The 20,932-nt window shown below is 71.8% G+C and carries 19 protein-coding genes; 11 read left to right on the forward strand and 8 right to left on the reverse strand.

What is annotated here, in order from left to right; genetic code table 11:
• Nucleotides 1-133: 133 nt before the first annotated feature.
• Together IPJ59_RS32950 and IPJ59_RS32955 are read left to right on the forward strand one after the other, a co-directional pair.
• Nucleotides 134-1,390, forward strand: a complete 1,257-nt coding sequence (locus IPJ59_RS32950) for a vWA domain-containing protein (RefSeq protein ID WP_293262155.1) — start codon at nucleotides 134-136, stop codon at nucleotides 1,388-1,390.
• Nucleotides 1,391-1,493: 103 nt separating this feature from the next.
• On the forward strand, nucleotides 1,494-2,081 hold the full coding sequence (locus IPJ59_RS32955) for a hypothetical protein (RefSeq protein ID WP_293275216.1): 588 nt from the start codon (nucleotides 1,494-1,496) through the stop codon (nucleotides 2,079-2,081).
• Nucleotides 2,082-2,216: 135 nt separating this feature from the next.
• Here IPJ59_RS32955 and ftsZ read toward each other — a convergent pair whose 3' ends face one another.
• The 7 genes from ftsZ to IPJ59_RS32990 all read right to left on the reverse strand — a co-directional run bounded on the left by ftsZ (nucleotide 2,217) and on the right by IPJ59_RS32990 (nucleotide 9,892).
• The gene (gene ftsZ, locus IPJ59_RS32960; RefSeq protein ID WP_293275218.1) at nucleotides 2,217-3,647 is read right to left on the reverse strand and encodes a cell division protein FtsZ; all 1,431 of its coding nucleotides are present in this window, start codon (nucleotides 3,645-3,647) and stop codon (nucleotides 2,217-2,219) included.
• Between the two features lie 496 nt (nucleotides 3,648-4,143).
• Nucleotides 4,144-4,407 (reverse strand): hypothetical protein, encoded by a 264-nt coding sequence (locus IPJ59_RS32965; RefSeq protein WP_293275220.1) that lies wholly within the window; start codon nucleotides 4,405-4,407, stop codon nucleotides 4,144-4,146.
• Entirely contained in the window at nucleotides 4,365-5,027 is a 663-nt protein-coding gene (locus IPJ59_RS32970; protein WP_293275222.1) for a shikimate dehydrogenase family protein, read from the reverse strand. The genes IPJ59_RS32965 and IPJ59_RS32970 overlap by 43 nt, the downstream gene beginning before the upstream one ends.
• Before the next feature lie 124 nt (nucleotides 5,028-5,151).
• Nucleotides 5,152-6,327, reverse strand: a complete 1,176-nt coding sequence (locus IPJ59_RS32975) for a cytochrome-c peroxidase (RefSeq protein ID WP_293275224.1) — start codon at nucleotides 6,325-6,327, stop codon at nucleotides 5,152-5,154.
• A 10-nt stretch (nucleotides 6,328-6,337) separates the two neighbouring features.
• Nucleotides 6,338-7,213, reverse strand: coding sequence for a phytanoyl-CoA dioxygenase family protein (locus IPJ59_RS32980; protein WP_293275225.1), 876 nt, complete (start codon nucleotides 7,211-7,213; stop codon nucleotides 6,338-6,340).
• The gene (locus IPJ59_RS32985; RefSeq protein WP_293275226.1) at nucleotides 7,213-8,466 is read right to left on the reverse strand and encodes a hypothetical protein; all 1,254 of its coding nucleotides are present in this window, start codon (nucleotides 8,464-8,466) and stop codon (nucleotides 7,213-7,215) included. The genes IPJ59_RS32980 and IPJ59_RS32985 overlap by 1 nt, the downstream gene beginning before the upstream one ends.
• Nucleotides 8,467-8,476: 10 nt before the next feature.
• Complete coding sequence (locus tag IPJ59_RS32990) at nucleotides 8,477-9,892, reverse strand: UDP-N-acetylmuramoyl-tripeptide--D-alanyl-D-alanine ligase (RefSeq protein ID WP_293275227.1); 1,416 nt, start codon at nucleotides 9,890-9,892, stop codon at nucleotides 8,477-8,479.
• 156 nt (nucleotides 9,893-10,048) lie between these two features.
• On the opposite strand from IPJ59_RS32990, the gene IPJ59_RS32995 reads away from it, so the two are divergent.
• The 5 genes from IPJ59_RS32995 to IPJ59_RS33015 all read left to right on the forward strand — a co-directional run bounded on the left by IPJ59_RS32995 (nucleotide 10,049) and on the right by IPJ59_RS33015 (nucleotide 15,430).
• A complete protein-coding gene (locus IPJ59_RS32995) occupies nucleotides 10,049-10,564 on the forward strand; it encodes an HNH endonuclease (protein WP_293262179.1) in 516 nt (171 codons plus the stop codon).
• 459 nt (nucleotides 10,565-11,023) lie between these two features.
• The gene (mraY, locus tag IPJ59_RS33000) at nucleotides 11,024-12,145 is read left to right on the forward strand and encodes a phospho-N-acetylmuramoyl-pentapeptide-transferase (protein WP_293275228.1); all 1,122 of its coding nucleotides are present in this window, start codon (nucleotides 11,024-11,026) and stop codon (nucleotides 12,143-12,145) included.
• Between the two features lie 72 nt (nucleotides 12,146-12,217).
• Complete coding sequence (murD, locus tag IPJ59_RS33005) at nucleotides 12,218-13,618, forward strand: UDP-N-acetylmuramoyl-L-alanine--D-glutamate ligase (RefSeq protein ID WP_293275230.1); 1,401 nt, start codon at nucleotides 12,218-12,220, stop codon at nucleotides 13,616-13,618.
• Nucleotides 13,619-13,685: 67 nt separating this feature from the next.
• Nucleotides 13,686-14,465, forward strand: coding sequence for a hypothetical protein (locus tag IPJ59_RS33010; protein ID WP_293275232.1), 780 nt, complete (start codon nucleotides 13,686-13,688; stop codon nucleotides 14,463-14,465).
• Between the two features lie 95 nt (nucleotides 14,466-14,560).
• Complete coding sequence (locus IPJ59_RS33015; protein WP_293275234.1) at nucleotides 14,561-15,430, forward strand: hypothetical protein; 870 nt, start codon at nucleotides 14,561-14,563, stop codon at nucleotides 15,428-15,430.
• 25 nt (nucleotides 15,431-15,455) lie between these two features.
• On the opposite strand, the gene IPJ59_RS33020 is transcribed toward IPJ59_RS33015, so the two are convergent.
• Nucleotides 15,456-15,767, reverse strand: coding sequence for a hypothetical protein (locus tag IPJ59_RS33020; RefSeq protein ID WP_293275236.1), 312 nt, complete (start codon nucleotides 15,765-15,767; stop codon nucleotides 15,456-15,458).
• Between the two features lie 134 nt (nucleotides 15,768-15,901).
• On the opposite strand from IPJ59_RS33020, the gene IPJ59_RS33025 reads away from it, so the two are divergent.
• Genes IPJ59_RS33025 through IPJ59_RS33040 form a run of 4 tightly spaced genes read left to right on the forward strand, consistent with a single transcriptional unit; the run spans nucleotide 15,902 to nucleotide 20,928 of the window.
• Nucleotides 15,902-16,684, forward strand: a complete 783-nt coding sequence (locus IPJ59_RS33025; protein ID WP_293262195.1) for a GNAT family N-acetyltransferase — start codon at nucleotides 15,902-15,904, stop codon at nucleotides 16,682-16,684.
• Nucleotides 16,685-16,731: 47 nt separating this feature from the next.
• Nucleotides 16,732-17,652: a hypothetical protein gene (locus tag IPJ59_RS33030; protein WP_293275237.1), complete on the forward strand. Its 921-nt coding sequence runs from the start codon at nucleotides 16,732-16,734 to the stop codon at nucleotides 17,650-17,652.
• A gap of 43 nt (nucleotides 17,653-17,695) precedes the next feature.
• The gene (locus IPJ59_RS33035) at nucleotides 17,696-19,966 is read left to right on the forward strand and encodes a neutral/alkaline ceramidase (protein ID WP_293275239.1); all 2,271 of its coding nucleotides are present in this window, start codon (nucleotides 17,696-17,698) and stop codon (nucleotides 19,964-19,966) included.
• A gap of 29 nt (nucleotides 19,967-19,995) precedes the next feature.
• The gene (locus IPJ59_RS33040; protein ID WP_293275241.1) at nucleotides 19,996-20,928 is read left to right on the forward strand and encodes a hypothetical protein; all 933 of its coding nucleotides are present in this window, start codon (nucleotides 19,996-19,998) and stop codon (nucleotides 20,926-20,928) included.
• The last annotated feature ends 4 nt before the right edge of the window (nucleotides 20,929-20,932 follow it).

Consider the following 20,932-nt stretch of genomic DNA (forward strand, 5'->3'; position numbering starts at 1 on the left):
ACTACCAAAGCTATCTTCTGTGCCTGTGCATCATGTGGCCAGGTTCACCAAACACCGCGCTGCTTCCCCTCCGCAGCGAGCTCGGTTATATGCGCACATGGACCGATTTCGGCCCCAGGTGCCCATGCTGCGAATGAACTCCTCCCCCTTCAGCCTCTGCGTCCTCGCCCTGCTCCTCGCCTGCGGCGACAGCGGCCGCGGCAACGCCGACGCCACCAGTGTCACCGGCGTCACCGGCGTCACCAGCATCACGATCACCGACCCCTCGGGCGACCCCACCGGCGACCCGACCACCATCACCGGCGCGACCGACTCCGGCACCAGCGACAGCAGCCCGACCAGCGCCGGCCCGGGCGGTGACGACAGCGGCACCGGCAGCGGCAGCAGCTGCAGCGGCGACGGCGACTGCCCGCCCGGCGAGCACTGCACCCCGTGGACCGGCGTGTGCGTGAACGCCAACGGTTGCCTCGTCGACGAGGACTGCGACCCCGGCTTCAAGTGTGACGGCGGCACCTGCGAGATCGGCGGCTGCGGTGCCTCGTCCTTCAACCTCACCGTCGTCCCGCCCAACGTCATGATCGTGCTCGACCGCAGCGGCAGCATGGACGGCGACGTGCAGGACTCCAACAAGAACCGCTGGGAGGTCGCCAAGGACGCGATCGACCAGCTCGTCAACACCTTCAACACCGACATCCGCTTCGGCCTCGTCACCTACTCCGGCTGCGTCCCCGGTCAGGAGTGCAGCGCCGGCAAGATCGCCGTCCCCCTCGGCAACCAGAACGCCGGCCCGATCACCGGCTTCCTCGCCGACAAGGGCCTGCTCTACCTGTGCAACTCCGGCAAGCCCGAGACCAGCACCGGCAACACCCTCTACGCCCTCATCGGCGAGGACTCCCTGCAGGACCCCGAGCGCGGCAACGCCGTCCTCCTCATCACCGACGGCGGCGAGAACAACGAGTGCCAGACCGTCACCAACGGCGCCGACGCGGCCGGCAAGCTGCTGTCCCAGACCATCTCCGTCAAGACCTTCGTCGTCGGCTTCTCCGACCAGGCCATCGGCTCGCTCAAGGGCATCGCCGAGGCCGGTGGCACCGCCGACCCCTTCAACGCCAACAACCCCGCCAGCCTCGAGGCCGCCCTCAACACCATCGCCGGCGCGGTCGCCTCGTGCACCTTCAAGCTCGACAGCGTCCCCGAGGACCCGAGCAAGATCTACGTGTTCTTCGACGACGACCCCGCCGGCATCCCCGTCGACCTCGCCAACGGCTGGACCTACGACCCCGTCACCAACACCGTCACCTTCCACGGCGCCTCCTGCCAGGCCATCCAGGACGGCACCGTCGTCGACGTCGACGTCGTGTTCGGCTGCAACGTCCCCGTCCCCGGCTGACCTCGAGCACGCCGGCAACGTCCCCGTCCGGCGGATCGCCGCGCGGACTCGGCCGCATCCCACCGATACCCGATCGCCTATCCTGTCCGCAGGAGGCTCCACCATGCCAGCGATCGCCCTTCGCAGCGTCCTCGTCGCCGTCGTCCTCGCGCTCAGCGCCTGTCCCAAGCCCGGTCCCCCGCCCACCGGCGTCGCCGTCGCCCCCACAGCCACACCCGCAACCGTCGCAACCCCCGACGCGACCTGCCTGCTCGGCGACTTCCGGGTCCAGATCCAGCAGCGAATGATCCAGGACGACGGCGTCACCGCCCTGCTCGAGGACCAGCGCATCGGCGACACCGCCGTCCTGTTCACCGCCCAGCGCGACGCCATCGCCAACCACCACCCGACAGCACCCGGCGCTCGCCCGCAGGTCCCGAGCCCGCCCCAGACCCTGCTGGTCGCCCGCGGCAGCATGGTCACCCAGGAGCTCGAGGACCTCGCGTACGTCCCCAACGGCGGCGCCAAGCCGACCGCGACGACCACCCGCCGCGAGCAGTACACCTTCTTCCTCGCCGACGCCGCGTGGGACTGCAGCGGCCTCGCCGACCGGATCGCCGCGCTGAAGCTCCCCGCCGGCCAGGCCAGCGCCGCCGCCTGCCTCTCGGACGACCTCCGCGCCAGCTGCCAGCCCGTCAAGCTCGGCGCGTGACACCACGATCGTTCCGCGCCCGCGGAACAACTCGCCGTCGCCGAGCGGCGCCTGAACCAACGCAAGCGGCCGCGACCCCGAAGGAGCCGCGGCCCGCGATCACCACAATCCGCAAACTCTGCGGATTCCCCACGATCAGCGGATAAGGCCGCTGTCGTCGCGCCGGCGCAGGAACGCCGGAATATCGCTGGGATCGCCGCTCTGCGCCACCGGCGGCTCGTTGCGCGTGCGCACCGGAGCCCGCGGCTCGACGCGGTCATGCCGCTCGACCCGCGTCTCGAGCACGGGCGGCGGCTCGCGCAGCAGGTTGCTGCGGCTGAGCCCCGCCGAGCTCGCCGACGGCTGCACGAAGCGGTCCTGCGCCAGGGGCTGACGCGCCGGCGTGGCCGCGTTGCCGAGCAGCCCGACGGTGCTGTGACTCGCGGAGCTGTGGCCAGAGACATGGCCAGAGACGCCATGGCTGGCCCCGCCGATCAGCGGATTGCTGGTCATGCCCGGCCCGGGCACGCCCGGCACCTGGACCTGCGACTGCCGGCGCCCGCGCGACACGATGCCCGACGAGTGGGCCCGGATGACCTGCTCCAGCTCGTCCTCGGCCGGCGCGTGGCGGTCGAAGCCGGTGGCGATCACCGTGAGCCGCAGCGCGTCGCCCATGTTCGGGTCGATGACCGCGCCGAAGATAATGTTGCAGTCCTCGTGCGCCGCCTCCTGGATCAGCGACGCGGCCTCCTCGACCTCGTGCAGCTTCAGGTCCGGCCCGGCCGTGATGTTGATGAGGATGCCCTGCGCCCCGTGGATCGTGACGTCCTCGAGCAGCGGCGAGCTGATCGCCTGCTGCGCGGCCTGCAGCGCCCGACCCTCGTCGTGGCCGATGCCCATGCCCATCAGCGCCCGCCCCTGGCCCGACATGATCGTGCGCACGTCGGCGAAGTCGACGTTGATGATGCCCGGTACGGTGATCAGGTCCGACACGCCCTGGGTCGCGTGCTGCAGCACCTCGTCCGCCAGGCGGAACGAGTCGAGCAGGCTGGTGTTGGCGCTCGTGACCTGCAGCAGCCGGTCGTTCGGGATCGTGATCAGGGTGTCGACCGCCTTCTCGAGCTTCTCGATCCCCTCCTCCGCGAAACGCAGGCGCCGCTTGCCCTCGAAGCGGAACGGCTTGGTCACCACGCCGACCGTCAGGGCCCCCATCTCGCGGGCGATCTGGGCGATGATCGGCGCGGCGCCGGTGCCGGTGCCACCGCCCATCCCCGCCGTCACGAACACCATGTCGGCGCCCTTGAGCGCCTCGGCGATCTCCTGCACGCTCTCCAGCGCCGCCTCCCGGCCCTTCTCCGGGTTGGCCCCGGCCCCGAGCCCGCGCGTGATGTCCCGCCCGAGCTGGATCACCGTCGGCGCCAGGCTGCGCTCCAGCGCCTGCACGTCGGTGTTGGCGACGTAGAATTCCACGCCCTCCACCTTGTTCTGGATCATGGTGTTGACGGCGTTTCCACCCGCGCCACCCACCCCGATCACCTTGATCTTCGCCTGATCTTGCACCGCGTCCTCGAGTTCAAAGTGCGCCATAGCTGGTACCGACCTGCCTCGTGAACAGGCATTATCCGAGCCGATCGCACATTGCAAAAAATTTGTGATCGCCGATCGCGCAGGTGATCCTATGGGGTTTTACACCCCACATGTAGGACATCTAGGCCGGTCACCGTAATTTCTCCCATCCGCCCCTGGGCCCCCGTAAACGCTGGATCTCGCGATCTTCGCGATCCTGGCGCCGCTGTCCCAAAGGACAGGTTCGCCGGCAATGCGGCGATCCACAGCGATCCGACCGATCACTGATTCGCCGCCCACGGGCGTGGTTGCCGCCGGTCCTGATCGCGGCGATTCATAGCAGATCAGAATTCAGGGAGATCGGACACTCGCCCCGGATCTACACACGATCCACCGCCTGTCCGATCGGACAGGAAGAGTGATCAGATCTTCAGTCCCTCGCAGACGCGACGATCCAACCTGGCCTTCGGGACCGGATCCGAGGGACAGGTCGCCCGGGACAGGCGCGCCCCGTGGCCTACCCCGGACCGGGCTCACCCGGCAAATTTTCGGCGTAAAGCGCCGCCCGCATCGCCGCCACCACCTCGGCGGACGCCGCGATCCCGAGCCACAGCTCGAGCGCCCGCACCCCCTGCCACAGCAGCATCGCCAGCCCGTCCTGGGTCGCCAGCCCGCGCGCCGCGGCCCGCTCCAGCAGCCCGCCCGACCCCCCTGGCGGCCCCCCGTACACGAGGTCGATCACCCGCGCCTGCGCCGGCAGCTCGCCCAGCCGGAGCCCCACCGGGAAGTCCACCGGCCCCCGCGCATCCCCACGCTCGTGCAGTTCACCAGCAGCTCCGCCCGCAGCGGCCGGTCGACCAGCTCGTCCCAACCCGTCGCCACCACCCCCGACCACTCCGGCCGCGCCGCGATCAGCCCCGCCAGCCGCGCCGGCTCACGCGTCACCCAGCGCAGCTGCCCGCCGGCCCGCAGCAGCCCCTCGTGGACCAGCGCGTCGACCACCGCCAGCGCCGCCCCGCCCGCCCCGAGCACCGCCACGCTGCCCACCGCTGCCACCCCCAGCTCGCGGGCGGCCGCCACGAAACCAACCCCATCCGTGTTCTCCCCCACCACCCCCGCCGCCGTGAAGCACAACGTGTTGACCGCACCGATCCGCCGCGCCGCTGCACCCAGCCGGTCGACGCAGCCGAGCCCCGCCTGCTTGTGCGGCGCCGTCAGGTTCAACCCGCCAAAGCCCAGCGCCCCCGCCCCCGCGATCGCGGCCGCGAGCTCCGAGCGCCGGACCTGAAACGCGAGATAACAGTGCGGCAAACCCAGCGCCGCGAACGCAGCCGCGTGCATCCGCGGCGAACGCGAATGTCCGACCGGATCCCCGAGCACCCCGAAGCAACGCGGCAACACCAGCGCATGCTAACGCCTGCGCCACCACCCGGCGAGATCGATCGCCACCTGTCCGATCCGCCAGGTGGCGCCGCCGCTTGGCCCCCGCCGCCACCTGTCCGATCCGCCAGGTGGCGCCGCGACCTCAGCCGGCCTTCTTGGCCTCCGCCGGCTTCGCCTCCGCCGGCGCGCTGGTCCCCGGCGTGATCCCTGCCACCGTCTGATCGCCGATCACCGCCAGCGAGCCCGGGCAATCGAGCGAGCGCAGGAACGCCACCAGATCGTCGATCTCCGCCTCGCTCAGCGAGCGGTCGAGCAGCTGGCTGTCGAGGTCCTTGATCTTGCGGTTGCCGCCGGCCGCCATCGTCTTCACCGCCGCCTTCAGATCCGGCTCGCTGCCGTCGTGGAAGTACGGCGCCGTCTTGCCGACGTTGCGCAGCGTCGGCGTGCGAAACTTGTACTTGTCGGCGTCGGCCTTGCTCGCGTCGAAGCGGCCCAGATCGCCGCCCTCGCCGCTCTCCGGCACCCCGACCCCGGTCTTGTGATAGAGCCCGTCGGCGAAGTTATCTCCGCTGTGGCAGGTCGCACAGGCCGCCTTGCCGCGGAACAGCTCCCACCCGCGCTGCGCCTCCGGGCTCATCGTGCTGCTGTCCCACGGCGTGTCGCCGCACAGCAGCGTGCGCTCGTACGCCGACACCGCCTTCGCCACCAGCTCCGGCGTCACCGGCACCGCGCCGAACACCGCCGTGAACTGCTCCCTGTACTCCGGCAACCCGCCGATCTCCGTCGCCTTGGCGGCGAGGCCCGGCTCTCCGACCCCCATGTTGCCGCCCTTCCACGCCCCGAGCATCTGCTTCTCCAGCCCCTTCGCGCGGCCGTCCCAGTAGCTCTCCGCGTGATACGCGACGTTCCAGATCGTCGGCGAATTTCGCGGCAACAGCTTGTCCCCCGGCCCGAGCGCCCGGGCCCGCCCGTCGGCGTTGCCGAGCTCGTTCTGGTGGCAGCTGTAACAGCTGCGCGTCCCGTCCACGCTCAGCCGCCTGTCGAAGAACAGCTCGTGCCCGAGCTTCACCTTCGCCGCCGTCATCGGGTTGTCCTCCGGCACCGCCGGCGCCTTCATCCCCCGCGGCAACACCCACGCATACTCCTCGACCACCTCGTCCTTGGGCGCGACCTTCACCTCGCCCTTCACCTCACCCTTCGCCTCCACCGCCTGCTTGCTCGGCCCCTGCTTGCTCCCGCGCTGCGCCGTCTCACCGCCACACGCGAGCGGCACCAACAAACCCAACAGCAGCGTGACCCGGGACCGACGTGACAGCATGGCCGCGACGCTACACCAGCGCCCCCGCACGCGCCAGCGGCGACCCCGCGGCGAGCCGACGAAACGGCAGCTGCGGCCCGCGCTGCAGCCAGTTGTCGGCCGGGTACGCCGCGTCCTCCTCCACACAATGCAGCGAGTACGCCAGACGTCGCCGCGGCGACCGGTTGGCCCCGCTCCAGTGCGGCAAGAGTCCGTGCAGCAGCACCAGAGTCCCCGCCCGCACCGGCAGCGCGACCGGTTCAGTCGGCCCCGGCAGCGCCGCCGCGTCGAGCAGGGCAAAACCCACCCCGTCCCCCTCACGACGAAAGCGCCGCCGCAGCGGCCCGCGCTGCTCACCCGGCGCGACCCACAGGCAGCCATTGTCCCGCGTCGCGTCCTCGAGCGCGAACCAAAAACCCACCACCGACAGCGGCTCGGTATACAGAAAGGTCGCGTCCTGATGCCACGCGACCTCCCCGCCGACCCCCGGCTGCTTGAAGATCGCCATGCTCTGCACCGCCAGCGGCGCCCGCATCCCGATCGCCGCCGCGATCTCGACGAGCCGCGGGTCGTACGACACCTCCGCGAAGCCCGGATCGAGGTCGTGCAGCGCGTGCCCGATCTTGTTGATCGCCCGCTCCGGCGCGACCCGCAGCGCCCCGTCCGGCGTGAACGCGTCCGCCTCAAAGAAGCAGCGCAGCTGATCCCCCGATCCCAGGAACCACGCGTCGCTGCTGCGCGCCTGCTCCGTCGTCGAGAACCGCGAGCGCGGCCCCGTCGGCGCCTGCTCGGCCGCGATCTGCTCGGCCCGATCGATCAGCGCGGCACATGTCCTTGGGGCCAGGAAGTCCGGCACCGCCAGATAACCGTCACGCGCGTACGCGGCGACCTGCGCGCCCGTCAGCACTAGAACCGCCCGCCGAGCCCCAGGCTCATCCCGCTCAGCACCCCGTTGCTGCCGATCGGCGAGGCCCCGAAGCGCAGCCCGCGGCTCGCCGTCGGCCGCCGCTGCGTGTCCTCGAGGCGCAGCCGCTTCAGCTCCCGCCGCGCCGTCAATGCATCGACCGCCATGAAGCCCGACCCGCCGAGCCCGAGCACCCCGGCGCCGGCCGTCAGCCCGCGCAGCTGCAGCGACTTCACGTCGCCATAGAAGCCCGTCAACCACAGGACGTTGAGCAGCGTCGCCGCCGAATAGAAGGTCCAGCCCATCGCCCGGGCCCAGATCTTGCCCTGCACCCGCAGGTCGCGGCTCGTGCTGCGCCCGCCGATCGCCACCACCGGGGTCCCCAGCGTCGTCGTCGTCACCCCGATCACCGAGTACACAAAGTGCGGCATCTCGACCGCCCCCCTCGTACACACCGCCCCGTCGACCTGCGAACGCTCGCACTTGGGATCGGGGTGCCCGATGTCGTACAGCGCCCCCATCACCAGCCCCAGCCCCGACAGCCCGATCCCCACCGCCGCCCCGCTGCGCGCCCACTCCGACGGCGTCGCGTCGTGCGTCTTGCACTCCCACGAGTTCTGGTGCAGCGAGGTCACGGCCACCAGCGGCGCCTGCTGCTTGCCGTTCTTGCGGTGCACGTAGAACAGCGCGTCCGGCGTCTTGCGCGTCAAGGTCACACACTCGCGCGACCCCGAACCCATCACCATCAACATCTCCTGCCCCATCACCGCCGGCCACATCGACTCGTTGAACGGCGCCCGAAAATACCGCGGCACCCCGTCCCCCGCCTTGGCAACCCCGGCCTGCACCTCGTACACGCCCTCCTGCGCCCGCTGCGGCGGCCTGCGCGACACCCCGGCCCGCGGCGCCGTCACCGGCGGTGCGCTCACACCTGTCCCGGCGGCCAGCTCACCACCATTGCCAGCACCGGTCCCAGCGGCCAGCTCGCCGCCACCTGTCCCCGGGGCCAGCTCACCACCTGTCCCCGGGGCCAGCTCGCCGCCACCTGTCCCCGGGGCCAGCTCGCCGCTCCCGCCACCTGTCCCAGAGGCCAGGGGATCGGCGCCGGGACGCTGCACCCGCGGCGCCGCGACCGGAGCCGCCCCGCCCGGCCGTTGCACCGCCGGCGCCAGCGGATCCGTCGGCGCCAGCGCGGCCGCCAACACGACAGGAGAGGGCAGCGCCAACGAGACGGTCAGGAGCGCGACGCGGAGCACGCCCCGCAGTCTACACGCCGCACGCCGACGGCGGAGCCCCCGGCAGCGCGTCGGCGAGCGCCGCCACCACCCGCTCGAGCCGCATCCCCCGGCTGCCCTTGACCAGCAGCGCCCCCGGCCGCGCGCTGAAGCGGGCCCGCACCGCCGCCACCACGTCGTCCACGCTCTCGCCCGCGTGCCAGGCCGCGATCCCACGCGCCCTCGCGGCCTCCGTCGCCTGCTGGCTCAAGCTCCCGAAGGTGAACAGCGCATCGAGCCCCAGCTCGGCCACCAGCGCCCCCAGCTCATCGTGCAGCTGCGGCGCCGTCGGCCCGAGCTCCAACATGTCCCCGAGGACAGCCACCAGCGGACCCGGCCGCCGCCCCCGCAGCCCGGCCAGGCTGCGCAGCGCCGCCGCCATCGAGCCCGGGTTGGCGTTGTAACAGTCGGCGATCAACAGATGCGGCCCGAAGCTCAGCACCCGCCCGCGGTCGCCCACCGGCTGCACCTGCGCCAGCGCCTCGAGCATCCCCGCCACCGGACACCCGAGCCACAGCCCGACCACCAGCGCCGCCGCGGCGTTGCGCGCGTTGTGCCCGCCGAACAGCGAGAGCCCCACCCGCACCTCCTCGCCGCCCGCCCCGTGATGCAGCCGCAGCGTCAGGTGGGTCCGCTCGTCCTGCTCGACCCCGACGATCTGCACCGCCGTGTCCGCCTCCGCCCCGAAGCGCAGCACCCTCACCCCCTGCGGCACATGCCCGGCCAACAACGGCTCATCGTCGGGCAGCACGACCACCCCGCCCGGGCGCAGGTACGGCAGCACCTCGGCCTCGGCCGCCGCGATCGCCTCGAGGCTGCCCATGAACTCGAGGTGCTCGAGCGCGACGCTCGTGATCACCGCGACCTCCGGCCGCACGATCGACCCCAGCAGCGCGTTCTCCCCCGGCGCGCTCATGCCCAGCTCGAGCACCGCCGCGTCGGCGTCGTCCGGCCCATTGAGCAGCGTCAGCGGCACCCCGAGGTGGTTGTTGAAGTTGCCCGCCGTCGCCAGCAGCCGCGGATAGCGGGTCCGCAGCACCGCCGCGATCATCGCCCGCGTGGTCGTCTTGCCGTTGCTGCCGGTCACCGCCACCACCGGCCCGCGCACGCGATCCCGGGCCGCCCGCGCCAGCGCGTGCAGGGCCGCCAGCGTGTCCAAGACCTCCACCACCGTGCAACCCGCGTCCGCGGGCGCGCGCCCGGGCAGACACACCAGCGCCGCCGCCCCGGCCGCGAGCGCCGCGGGGATGAAGTCGTGCCCGTCGCGGGCGGCCACGATCGCCACGAACACGCCGCCGACCACCGGGGTCCGGCTGTCGATGAAGGCGCCAGTGATCGCTTCCGCGGCGCCGCGCCGCACCAGGCGTCCGCCCGCGGCCGCCGCCAGTGTCTCGGGGGTCCAATGCACACCCCCGGATACCAAACTCTCGCCCCCCTGCGCCACAACTCCACGCCTCCACCCAGATCGCGCCCGGAACGCCCCAACAAGCCCAGCAACTGGGCCGCCAGCCCCCGCCGACGCCGTGCTAGCCTTGCCTGCGTTCGTGTGGGGAAGGAGGTCGCGATGAAGACGCTGGTACTCGATCAAGGCTACGTCCCGGTCAAGGTCATCGCCTGGCACCGCGCCCTCTGCATGAGCCTCATCGAGAAGGTCGAGGTCCTCGCCAGCTACGACCGCGAGGTGCGCACCGTCACCCGCAGCTTCCAGGCCCCCGCCGTCGTCCGCCTCCTCGGCACCATCCGCGCCCGCCCCCAGCTGGTCCGCTTCTCCCGCCGCAACGTCTACCTCCGCGACAACCACCGCTGCCAGTACTGTCAGAAGATCTTCACCGACGCCGAGCTCACCCTCGATCACGTCGTCCCCCGCGTCTCCGGCGGCAAGACCTCGTGGACCAACGTCGTCGCCGCCTGTGGCAGCTGCAACCGCCGCAAGGGCGGCCGCACCCCCGAGCAGGCCGGCCTGGCCCTGCGCACCCCGCCAAAGCGCCCGCAGTGGTCCCCGCTCTCGGTCGCCCAGCGCCTCCCGGAGCACGACCTCCCGGAGCTCTGGCGCGACTGGATCTTCAGCAACACCGGTTAGCACCTCGACACACGGGCCTCGTCGCGCGTGGCCCGTAACCACAAGGGCGCTCGGCCTCGCAGTCAGCATGTCGCAAGAGACATGTCCGTACGGCCATGTCGCGCCCTCAGGGCCGGTGCGGTCCGGCGCTCGGCGACGCCGACCGCACCGTCCTTCAGCGGAGGCTTGCCGTGCCGGAGGGCCGAGAGGGGGGTCGACCGAGTCCGGCATAGACCCGGGCATCACCCCGGCGACGGTGTGTCAGGCCGTGTTTGAGGGCGACCCCCCTCTCGGACCTCCGGCACGGCAAGCCTCCGCGGGCACCAAGCCGGACCGCACCGGCCCGCGCGACGTCGTCCGCGCCACCGAACCACCCGGACCGCACCACCCGCGCCACCGAACCGCAGCCCGGCCGCCAGCCCCCGCCGACCCGCCAAATAGTTGCGCCGCCCGGCCCGGCCGTGCCATCCCCGCGAGGGCTTGCTGTACCAACTGCTCTTCGCGCTCCACGACGACGTGAGCTGGCTGCGCTGGCTCAACGTCCTGCGCTACACCTCCACGCGGATCCTCGCGGCCACCCTGACCGCCCTGATCCTCTCGCTGGTCCTGTACCCGTGGTTCATCCGGACCCTGCAGAAGATCCAGCTCGGCCAGGTGGTCCGTGACGACGGCCCCAAGTCGCACTTCTCCAAGCGCGGCACGCCGACCATGGGCGGCAGCCTGATCCTGTTCACGCTGATCATCCCCACGGTGATGTGGTCGGACATGAGCAACGGCTTCGTCCTGCTCGCCACCGCCGTGACCGCCGGTTGCGGCGTGATCGGCTTCATCGATGATGCCCTCAAGATCCGCAAGAAGAGCTCCGGCGGCCTGCCCGGGCGCATCAAGCTGCTCTTGCAGTTCATCGTCGCCGGCGCCGCCGTCTGGTACCTGTTCGACCACTCCGGCCTCATGCCCGAGGCGATCCGCTACCGCCTCGCGCTGCCCTTCACCGACTTCTACCAGCACATCTTCACCCTGCCGGCGTGGATGTACCTCGGCTTCGCGACCCTCGTGATCGTCGGCTTCTCCAACGCGGTCAACCTCACCGACGGCCTCGACGGCCTCGCCATCGGCCCGGTGGCGTTGTCGGCGGCGGCGTTCCTCTTCCTCACCTACGCCGGCGGGACGATCATCGCCGGCTTCGACATCGCCCGCTATCTCAATATCCCTCACATCCCCGGCGTCGGCGAGCTCGCCGTCTACGCCGGAGCCATGTGCGGCGCCGGCATCGGCTTCCTCTGGTACAACAGCTTCCCCGCCAGCGTCTTCATGGGCGACGTCGGCTCCCTCCCGCTCGGCGCCGGCATCGGCTTCCTCGCCGTCGCCTCCAAGAACGAGTTCACCCTCGTCATCGTCGGCGGCCTGTTCGTGCTCGAGGCCGTCAGCGTGATCGTCCAGGTCATCAGCTTCAAGCTGACCGGCAAGCGCGTGTTCAAGATGGCACCGATCCACCACCACTTCGAGCTCAAGGGCTGGAGCGAGCCCAAGGTCGTCGTCCGCTTCTGGATCATCAGCATCATGCTGGCCCTCATCGGCCTCGCCACCCTCAAGCTGCGCTGAGGCCAGACCCACGCTGACCCTCGCCCCGCTGAGACCCTCGCCCTGCGCCCGAGCCCCCGCAAGAGATTGCCCATGCAAGCGACCCCCTGGACCGGCCAGACCGCCCTCGTCGTCGGCGCCGGCGCGTCCGGCTCCGCCGCCGCCGCCCTCCTCCTCGCCCTCGGCGCCCGCGTCCGCGTCTACGACCAGCGCCCCGCCGCCAGCCTCCCCGCCGGCGCCGAGGCCTTCCTCGGCGAGCCCACCGTGCCCGACGCCGCCCTCGCCGGCATCGACCTGATGGTCCTCAGCCCCGGCGTCCCCCCCTCCCCCTTCCGCGCCGCCCAACAGCGCCTCGCCCCGCACGCGCGGGTCCACGGCGAGATGTCGCTGTCCCTCGCCGTCGCCGCCCACCGCTGGGGTCGCCTGCCCACCGTCCTGATCACCGGCACCAACGGCAAGAGCACCGTCACCGCCCTCACCGGCGCCCTGCTCACCGCCGCTGGCCGCCGCCCCTTCGTCGGCGGCAACCTCGGTGTCCCGCTCGCCGCCGCCGTGCTCGCCGCGATCGCCGACGACACGCCCGCCCCCGACAGCCTCGTCCTCGAGTGCTCGAGCTTCCAGCTCGAGACCCTCGGCCCGCACCCGAGCGACGTGGCCATGATCCTGAACCTCACCCCCGATCACCTCGATCGCTACCCCACCCTCAACGACTACGCCGCCACCAAGGCCCGCATCTTCGCCGGCCTCGTCGACGACGGCCTCGCCCTGCTCGACGCCGGCGACCCCTGGACCCCCTACTTCCAAGACCAGCCCCACCGCGGCCGCACTGTCCTCGTGGACGCCCAACCCGGCACCGAGTCCGTCACCCACGCAGCCACCGCGGCGGGCGCACAGATCCACGGCCCGGGCCCAGGCCACACCCTGGCGCTCCCCGACGGCGAGACCTACCCGCGCGCCATCCTCCACCTCGCCGGCCGCCACAACAGCAAGAACGCCCTGTTCGCCCTGCTCGCCGCCCGCCACCTCGGCGCCCCGCGCGAGGCCTGCCTCGCCGGCCTCGAGTCCTTCCGCGGCCTCCCGCACCGCATGGTCCTGGTCCGCGAGCTCGCCGGCGTCGCCTACTACGACGACTCCAAGGCGACCAACGTCGCCAGCGTCCTCGCCAGCCTCGACGGCTTCGATCGCCCCGTCGTCCTCATCGCCGGCGGCCGGGCCAAGGGCGACGACCTCGCCCCGCTGCGCGCCCTGCTCGCCCGCGGTGGTCGCGGCCTGGTGGCGATCGGCGAGTCCACCGAGCAGTTCTTCGCCGTCGGCGACGGCGTCGTCCCGACCCTCCGCGCGACCACCATGCCCGCCGCCGTCGCGGCCGCCCGCAGCCTCGCCCAGCCCGGCGACGCCGTGGTCCTCTCGCCCGCCTGCGCCAGCTACGACTGGTTCAAGAACTACGGCGAACGCGGCGACGTCTTCGCCGCCCTCGTGCGCGCCCTCGCCTGAGTCGACGATCGCGCCGCGCGGCCGCGTGCAGTGGACAGCCCGCCGCGATCGATCGATCCATGTCGCCATGAATTGTCGCGGGTCGCTCGCCCTGTCCCTCGCCCTCGCCTGCACCCCCGGGGGCAGCGGCACCGAGACCACCGCGAGCTCGAGCAGCAGCACCAGCGCCACCGACCCCGCCCCGACCACCGGCGAACCTGTCGAGCTCCAGCGCTGCACCCCGACCTGCAGCGTCGACGCCGACTGCCTCATCGCCGGCCAGGGCAGCGGCTTTCGCTGCCTCACCGGCGCCTGCCAGCTCCCGCCCTGCAGCGACGACGACGCCTGCCGCGTCGCCGCCAGCGGCTGGCAGGACCCCTGCGCCGACCAGGCCGCCTGCGGCCCCGGCCGCGCCTGCATCACGATCGCCGGCGGCGAGGGCCGCTGCGCCGCCCTCGAGGGCGACATGTTCATGTGCACGGACCTCGGCCTCGTCGCCCTCGCCCGCGACCCGATCGAGGGCGGCCGACCGCTGCTCGTCTGCGGCGACGACCGCTCGACCTGCGTCGACGACCACTGCGTGCGCCCCTGCCTGGCCGACGCCGACTGCCCGCCCCAGCTCGGCCAGCCCCACTGCGACGTCCCGACCGGCGCCTGTCGCTGCAGCGCCGACACCGACTGTCAGATGAGCGGCCAGCCCGGCCTCGCCGCCTGCCTCGCCGGCACCTGCGGCTGCCAGGTCGACGCCGACTGCCAGGGCGGCAGCAACGTCGACACCTGCGTCGCCGGGGCCTGCGGCTGCACGTCGACCGCCGCCTGCACCACCCCGGTCTTCGATCACGTGACCCAGATCTGCCAGCCCGCCTGAGCGGCTCCGCCCGCCGCCGCAGCCATCGTGTGCGCAAGCGAACCCTCCACCGGACACCCAGCGCGCCGCTCCTCGCTATGCTCGCCTCCTCCTCGATGCACCGCCTCGCCTGCCTCGTCGCCCTCGCCTGCGCCTGCACCCGCGAAAACCCCGGCTTCGTCGTCGACAGCGACGATCCCGGCGCCAGCGAGCCCGCGACCACCAGCACGAGCGCCACGACCACCGCCGTCGCCACCAGCGAAGCTCCGACCACCGAAGCTCCGACCACCGCAGCGCCCACCACCGACGTGACCACCGGCGACGATCCCCTCCCGGCGTGCCACCTCTATCCCAACGACGTCGGCCTCATGCTCGACGCCACCATCGACGACGACCCGATCGCCAACGACCCGATGAACTGCGCCCCGCAGACCTACCGCGGCATCGGCTTTGTCACCGCCTTCGGCCTGACCGTCAACCTCGACAACTGCATCGCCGACCCTCCCCCGGCCCAGACCCTCCACGTCAGCACCGGCTTCGACAACCAGCTCCCCGTCGAGCTGCCCGGCGACTGCTTCACCGTCACCCTCGCCTGGCAGCCCGACTGCGTCACGCTGCGCAGCGTCGTCGTCAAGCTCGAGCCCTTCAACATCCCGATCCCCGTGGTCCTCGCCGTCGGCGTCAGCGCCAGCACGATGCCCGTGGCCGGCCTCGACGGCCTCATCGCCCCCACCCTCGAACCCATCGACGGCGGCGTCTGTCAGTGCGACGACGCCTGCCTCCTGTGCGCCGAGAGCCGCCCGCCCGGTGACTACCAATTGCGCTTCGACGACGTCGCCAGCACGGTCCTCGGCCCCGGCGACCTCAACATGACGGCCGAGTTCCCCGCCTACAAATTCTTCATCCAGAACCTGCGCTCGCACATCCACCCCGAGTGCGGCGCCGGCCGCCTGCACCTCGACTGGTACGCGATCGTCACGGCCTGACCGCCCCAGCGCCGCGGCCCCAAGGTCAGCGCAGCGGCCAGGCCCGCAGCAGCGCCGCGATCAGCCCCTCCCGCGACCCCGCCGCCAGCAGCACCGCGTCCCCGGGCTCGCTCAGCGTCTCCGCGTGCTCCGGCATGAACGTCCCGTGCTTCGCCAGATACGCGGCTCCCTTGGCCGGATCGAGCACGAGCCGCCGCACCTGCCACTCGCCCGCGCGCACCACGATCGCGTGCGTGAAGTGATGCCCGCCGAAGCGCATCACCTCGCCCTCGCGCGCCGCCACACCGCGCAGGCGCGCGACCACCTGCTCCTTCGACTCGATCGCCCGGGGCGCCACGCCCCGACTATCGCTCGAGTCAGCCTGGATTGAACGAGATGCAGTCGCAGACGCCCCAGTCCCCCCGATCAAAGCGCGCCACCAGAGGCAGCCCCGGCCTCGAGGCGGCGATCAAACCAGGTACTGTGGCGCGCATGCTCGCCGACCTCAGCGACGCCGAAGTCCTCCACGAAGCCCTCGTGCGCCCGCGCGACGCCCACGTCGCCTACCCCGGCATCCGCGAGATCCACCGACCCGGCTGGTCCCAGCGCATCACCCCCGCCTTCGCCCGCGGCGGCTTCAACTCCGTCGACCTCGCCGTCCTCGCCGACGCCGACGCCGACGCCGTGATCGACGCCACCATCGCCGAGTACGACGCGCTCGGCATCCGCTTCCGCTGGACCGTCGGCCCCGACAGCCGCCCGCACGACCTCGGCGAGCGCCTGCTCCGACGCGGCCTGCGACGCCACGAGGTCGCCGTCATGGCCGCCCCGCTCGCCGCCATCACGATCCGCGGCACACAACCACTCGCGGGCCTCACCGTCGAGCGCGTCGACCTCGCCAACGTCGACCGCTATGCCCACACCGTCGCGACCGGCTGGGACGCCGACCCCGTCCCGCTCGCCGCCTACGAGCGGGCCGTGCTCACCGGCCGCGACGATCGCCACCCCGCCTTCCTCGCCCGCCTGGGTGGCGTCCCCGTCGGCGCGGCCAACTGCGCCCTCTTCGATCGCTCCGCCTATCTCATGGGCGCCGTCGTCCTGCCCACATTCCGCGGCCGCGGCGTCTACCGGGCCCTCATCGCCGCCCGCCTGCAGGTGATCGCCGCCCACGGTCTCCGCCTCGTCACCACCCAGGCCCTGCGCACCAGCTCGGCGCCGATCCTCGCCCGCCTCGGCTTCGTCACCGTCGCCGAGATCGCCAGCTACGCCCGCTAAAGCCCGCGCCCCACTCACTCCATCCTCGCGGTGTTACCCTCGCCCGCATGCGCCACCTCGGCCTGTGTCTGTTGCTCGCGGCCTGCTCGATCGACAATCCCCTGTTTGGCCTCAAGCAGGAGACCACCAGCGCCACCAGCGAGCAGAGCACCAGCGGCGACCCGACCACCACGCCCACGACCACCGCCAGCCCCGGCACCAGCACCAGCACCAGCACAAGCACCAGCGGCCCCACCAGCGACGCGAGCACCCAGCCCGCCAGCGCCAGCGAGCCCGGGACCACCACCGGCGAGTCCTCCAGCGCCAGCAGCTCTGCCAGCACCACCGCGGCCGAGAGCACCGGCGGCCAGGCCTGCAGTGTCGCCGCGCCCGAGCCCAGCTTCGACCGCGAGGTCCACGACATCGCCGCCGACAAGGGCATGCACGTGTGCGGCATCATGAACCCCAAGATCACCGGCCTGCTCAAGGTCCTCAACGGCCAGATCGTCATCCACGACGCGGGCAGCTGCGCCAACCCCGGCAAGGGCACCGCGCTGCGCCTCGGCGACAACTTCCCCCTCACCATCCCGGACGGCGAGCTCGGCTGCGGCATCGCCAAGATCTTGTGGCAGCCCGGCTGCCTCATGAGCGCCATGCTCGTCACCAACGCCAACGAGACCGAGCTCCTGTTCGTCGGCTCCTTCACGCCCATGCCGCCGCTCCTCCCGATCACCCCCGCGATCGTCGCCGCGGACATCTGTGGCTGCGGCGACAACCCGCCCGGCTGCTGCGCCCCATTCCCGGACCCCGGCATCTACGACCTGCAGGTCCCGCCCGACCCCCCGATCGCCGAGGGCGAGCCCGGCATGATCCACGCCAACGGCGCGCCGATGCTGCTGCACAACCTCAGCTCCCGCATCACCAGCGAGTGCATCGGCGCCGACGGCATCGGCATCCACGTGGCCTGGGTCGCCGAGTTCGCCAGCTGAGCTTCCCCTCCACGCTGCGCCAGCGAAGCACTATCATCGGCCGATGCGCCGCGCACTCGCCCTCCCCCTCGTCACCGCCGCCGCCCTCCACTGCGGCGACTCCACGACCACCAGCGACAGCGCCAGCGACAGCGCCACCACCACCGCGAACAACCCGACCAGCGAACCCACCACCGCGACCACCAGCGCGACCGAGCCCACCCCCACCACCTCCGGCGTCAGCGCCAGCGACAGCGCCGACACCAGCGCCAGCGCCACCAGCGACACCAGCACCGGAACCCCCCAGGGCGCCTGCGCCGACGACCCCCACTACCGCGTCGGGGCCGGCATCGCCGACGTCACCGGCCCCGTCGCCGAGCTCGTGATGATGGGCTACTCGATGCCCGAGCAGAAGGCCGAGGGCATCTCGACCCGCCTGTGGGCCCGCGCCTTCGTCGTCGAGAGCCCGTGCAACGGCAAGCGCGTCGTGTTCGTCAGCGCCGACCTCGGCCAGGTGTTCCAGGGCGTCCACCTCGAGGTCCTGAAGCGCCTCGCCGCCAAGTACCCCGGCGTGTACACCCAGGGCAACGTCGCGCTCTCGGCCACGCACACCCACAGCGGCCTCGGCGGCTTCTCCCACTACACCATGTTCAACCTCGCGGTCGGCGGCTTCGACCCCGACAACTTCGAGGCCGTGGTGTCCGGCATCGTCGCCGCGATCGACCGCGCCCACGCCAACCTCGGCGACGCCGTCATCAAGATCAACAGCGGCCCGCTGCAGGACGCCAACTGGAACCGGTCGCCCCAGGCCTACGCCGGCAACCCGGCCGACGAGCGCGCCGCCCACGAGGCCGAGTTCGATCGCAACACCAACACCCGCATGACCGTCCTCCGCTTCGAGCGCAGCGACGGCGTCGCCACCGACGGCCCGCCGATCGGCGCCCTCACCTGGTTCTCCAGCCACGCCACCAGCGTCTCCAACCAGAACCGCCTCGTCAGCGGCGATCACAAGGGCCTCGCCTCCTACTACTTCGAGCGCTCGATGGCCGCCGACTACAGCGCCAAGGAGCCCTTCGTCGCCGCCTTCGCCCAGAGCGACGCCGGCGACGTCTCGCCCAACGAGGTCATCCTCGGCGAGCCCGTGAACACCGTGCTCCGCCCCTGCGACGGCAGCCCCGACCCCGAGTGCGACGACCTCGCCAACGCCGCCGTCCACGGCGACCTCCAGTACGCCCGCGCCCGCCAGCTCTTCGACGACGCCAGCGAGCTGCTGCGCGGCCCCGTCGACGCCCGCGCCGCCTTCTTCGACATGGAGAACGTCGCCGTCGACCCGATCTACACCCACGGCGCCGGCCCCCAGCAAACCTGCAAGGCGGCGATCGGCTTCTCGATCGCCGCCGGCGCCGAGGACGGCGTCGCCGTCAGCTTCATCGAGGAGGGCATCGTCTACGGCGACCTCCCGAAGGTCACCCTGGTCCCCGAGGACCAGACCTGCCACGCCGAGAAGACCATCCTCCTCCCCGTCGGCCGCATGCTCCCCCACCCCTGGTCGCCGACCGTGCTCCCGGCCCAGGTCCTGCGCATCGGCGGCCTCGCCGTGCTCCCCGCCCCCTTCGAGGTCACCACCATCTCTGGCGCCCGCCTGCGCGCCACCGTGCTCGCCAGCCTCGCCGACCTCGGCGTCACCCGGGCCGTCGTCGCCGGCCTCAGCAACGGCTACTCGAGCTACGTCACCACCCGCGAGGAGTACAAGGCCCAGCACTACGAGGGCGCCTTCACGCAGTTCGGCCCGTGGACCCTCGCCGCCTGGCAGCAGAACTTCGCGACCGTCGCCGACGCATTGCAGGCCGACCTCGATCCGCCAGACACCGGCACCCCGAAGGACCTGAGCGACGCCCAGCTCGTCAACACCCCGCCCGTCATCGCCGACTCGCCCTGCCCGCTCCCGGACGCGATCCTCTGCATCGGCGAGAAGTTCGGCGACGTCGTGCAAGCCCCGCCCGCCGCGGCCAAGCCCGGCGAGCACGTCAGCGTCCGCTTCCGCGGCGCGCACCCGCGCAACGACCTCCGCACCGGCACCGGCTTCCTCGAGGTCCAGCGCCAGGACGGCGACCAGTGGCAGACCGTCGCCCACGACTGGGACCCCGAGACGACCTTCCGCTGGCAGCGGACCGGCGGCCCGCTGAGCCCCACCTCCGAGGTCACCATCGACTGGCGCATCGCCAAGGACACCGCCCCCGGCACCTATCGCATCGTCTACCACGGCGACGCGAAATCGCTGCTCGCCGTCATCACCCCGTTCTCGGCCACCTCCCCCAGCTTCACGGTGCAGTGATACCGTGGACGTCTATGCGTACCTTGGTCTTGACCCTGACACTGGCCAGCTGCACCTCGAATAACCCGCTCTTCGGCCTCGACACCGAAGGCACCGGCGGCACCACCAGCGCCGGCACGACCACCGCTGCGCCGCCCACCACCGGGCCCGCCTCGACCACCGACCCGACCACGCCCGGCACCACGACCACCGACAACCCGACCACCGAAGCCCTCACCACCGACAACCCCAGCGCCCCGGTCACGAGCAGCAGCAGCGACCCGGGCACCAGCACCGGCGTCAACGCGGACACCACCACCGGCGTCGTCGAGAACAGCACCGGCGTCGGCGAGAGCACCGGCGAGCCGATCTGCGCCCTCACGAAGGCCGACGGGTTCAGCGACTTCGTCTACCTCGACGGCATGAAGGCCCAGATCTGCGCCGGCAACGTCGTCAGCCTCATCGGCAAGCTCGAGGCCGGCCCGGACGTCCTGAAGTTCAACACCAAGGGCACCGGCTGCGTCGGCGAGTCCGGCAAGGGCCTCCTCACGCTCGGCGCCGGCTATGCCCTCCCCGTCCCCATGACCAGCCCCTGCGCCAAGCTCTTCATCTATCGCGACGGCGACGGCCCCCTCTGCGACATCGGCACCTTCTTCATCATCAGCAAGGAGCTCTTGATGCCGCTCGCCAGCGGCAGCTTCACCCGCAACGCCGACCCCAACCAGCCACCGTTCATGCTCCTGGACCCGGCCGAGGAGCAGAACCCCTACTGCTGCCCCCCCGACGCCCAGGACTGCTGCAAGCCGGAGTTCGGCGACTACGACCTCGTACCCCCGGGGGTCGACCCGATCCACCCCGGCGACCCGCCCGCCGAGGTGATGAACTCGCTCGTCCTCAACATCCAGAACTACCGGACCTCCAATTGCGTCGACCCGAACAACTCCCTCAACCGCCGCGACTGGGCCGCCCTCCACCTCCCCTAGCCCC

It is taken from the genome of Nannocystis sp. (assembly GCF_016714285.1).
In the GTDB taxonomy this organism is placed as follows: Bacteria; Myxococcota_A; Polyangia; order Nannocystales; family Nannocystaceae; genus Nannocystis.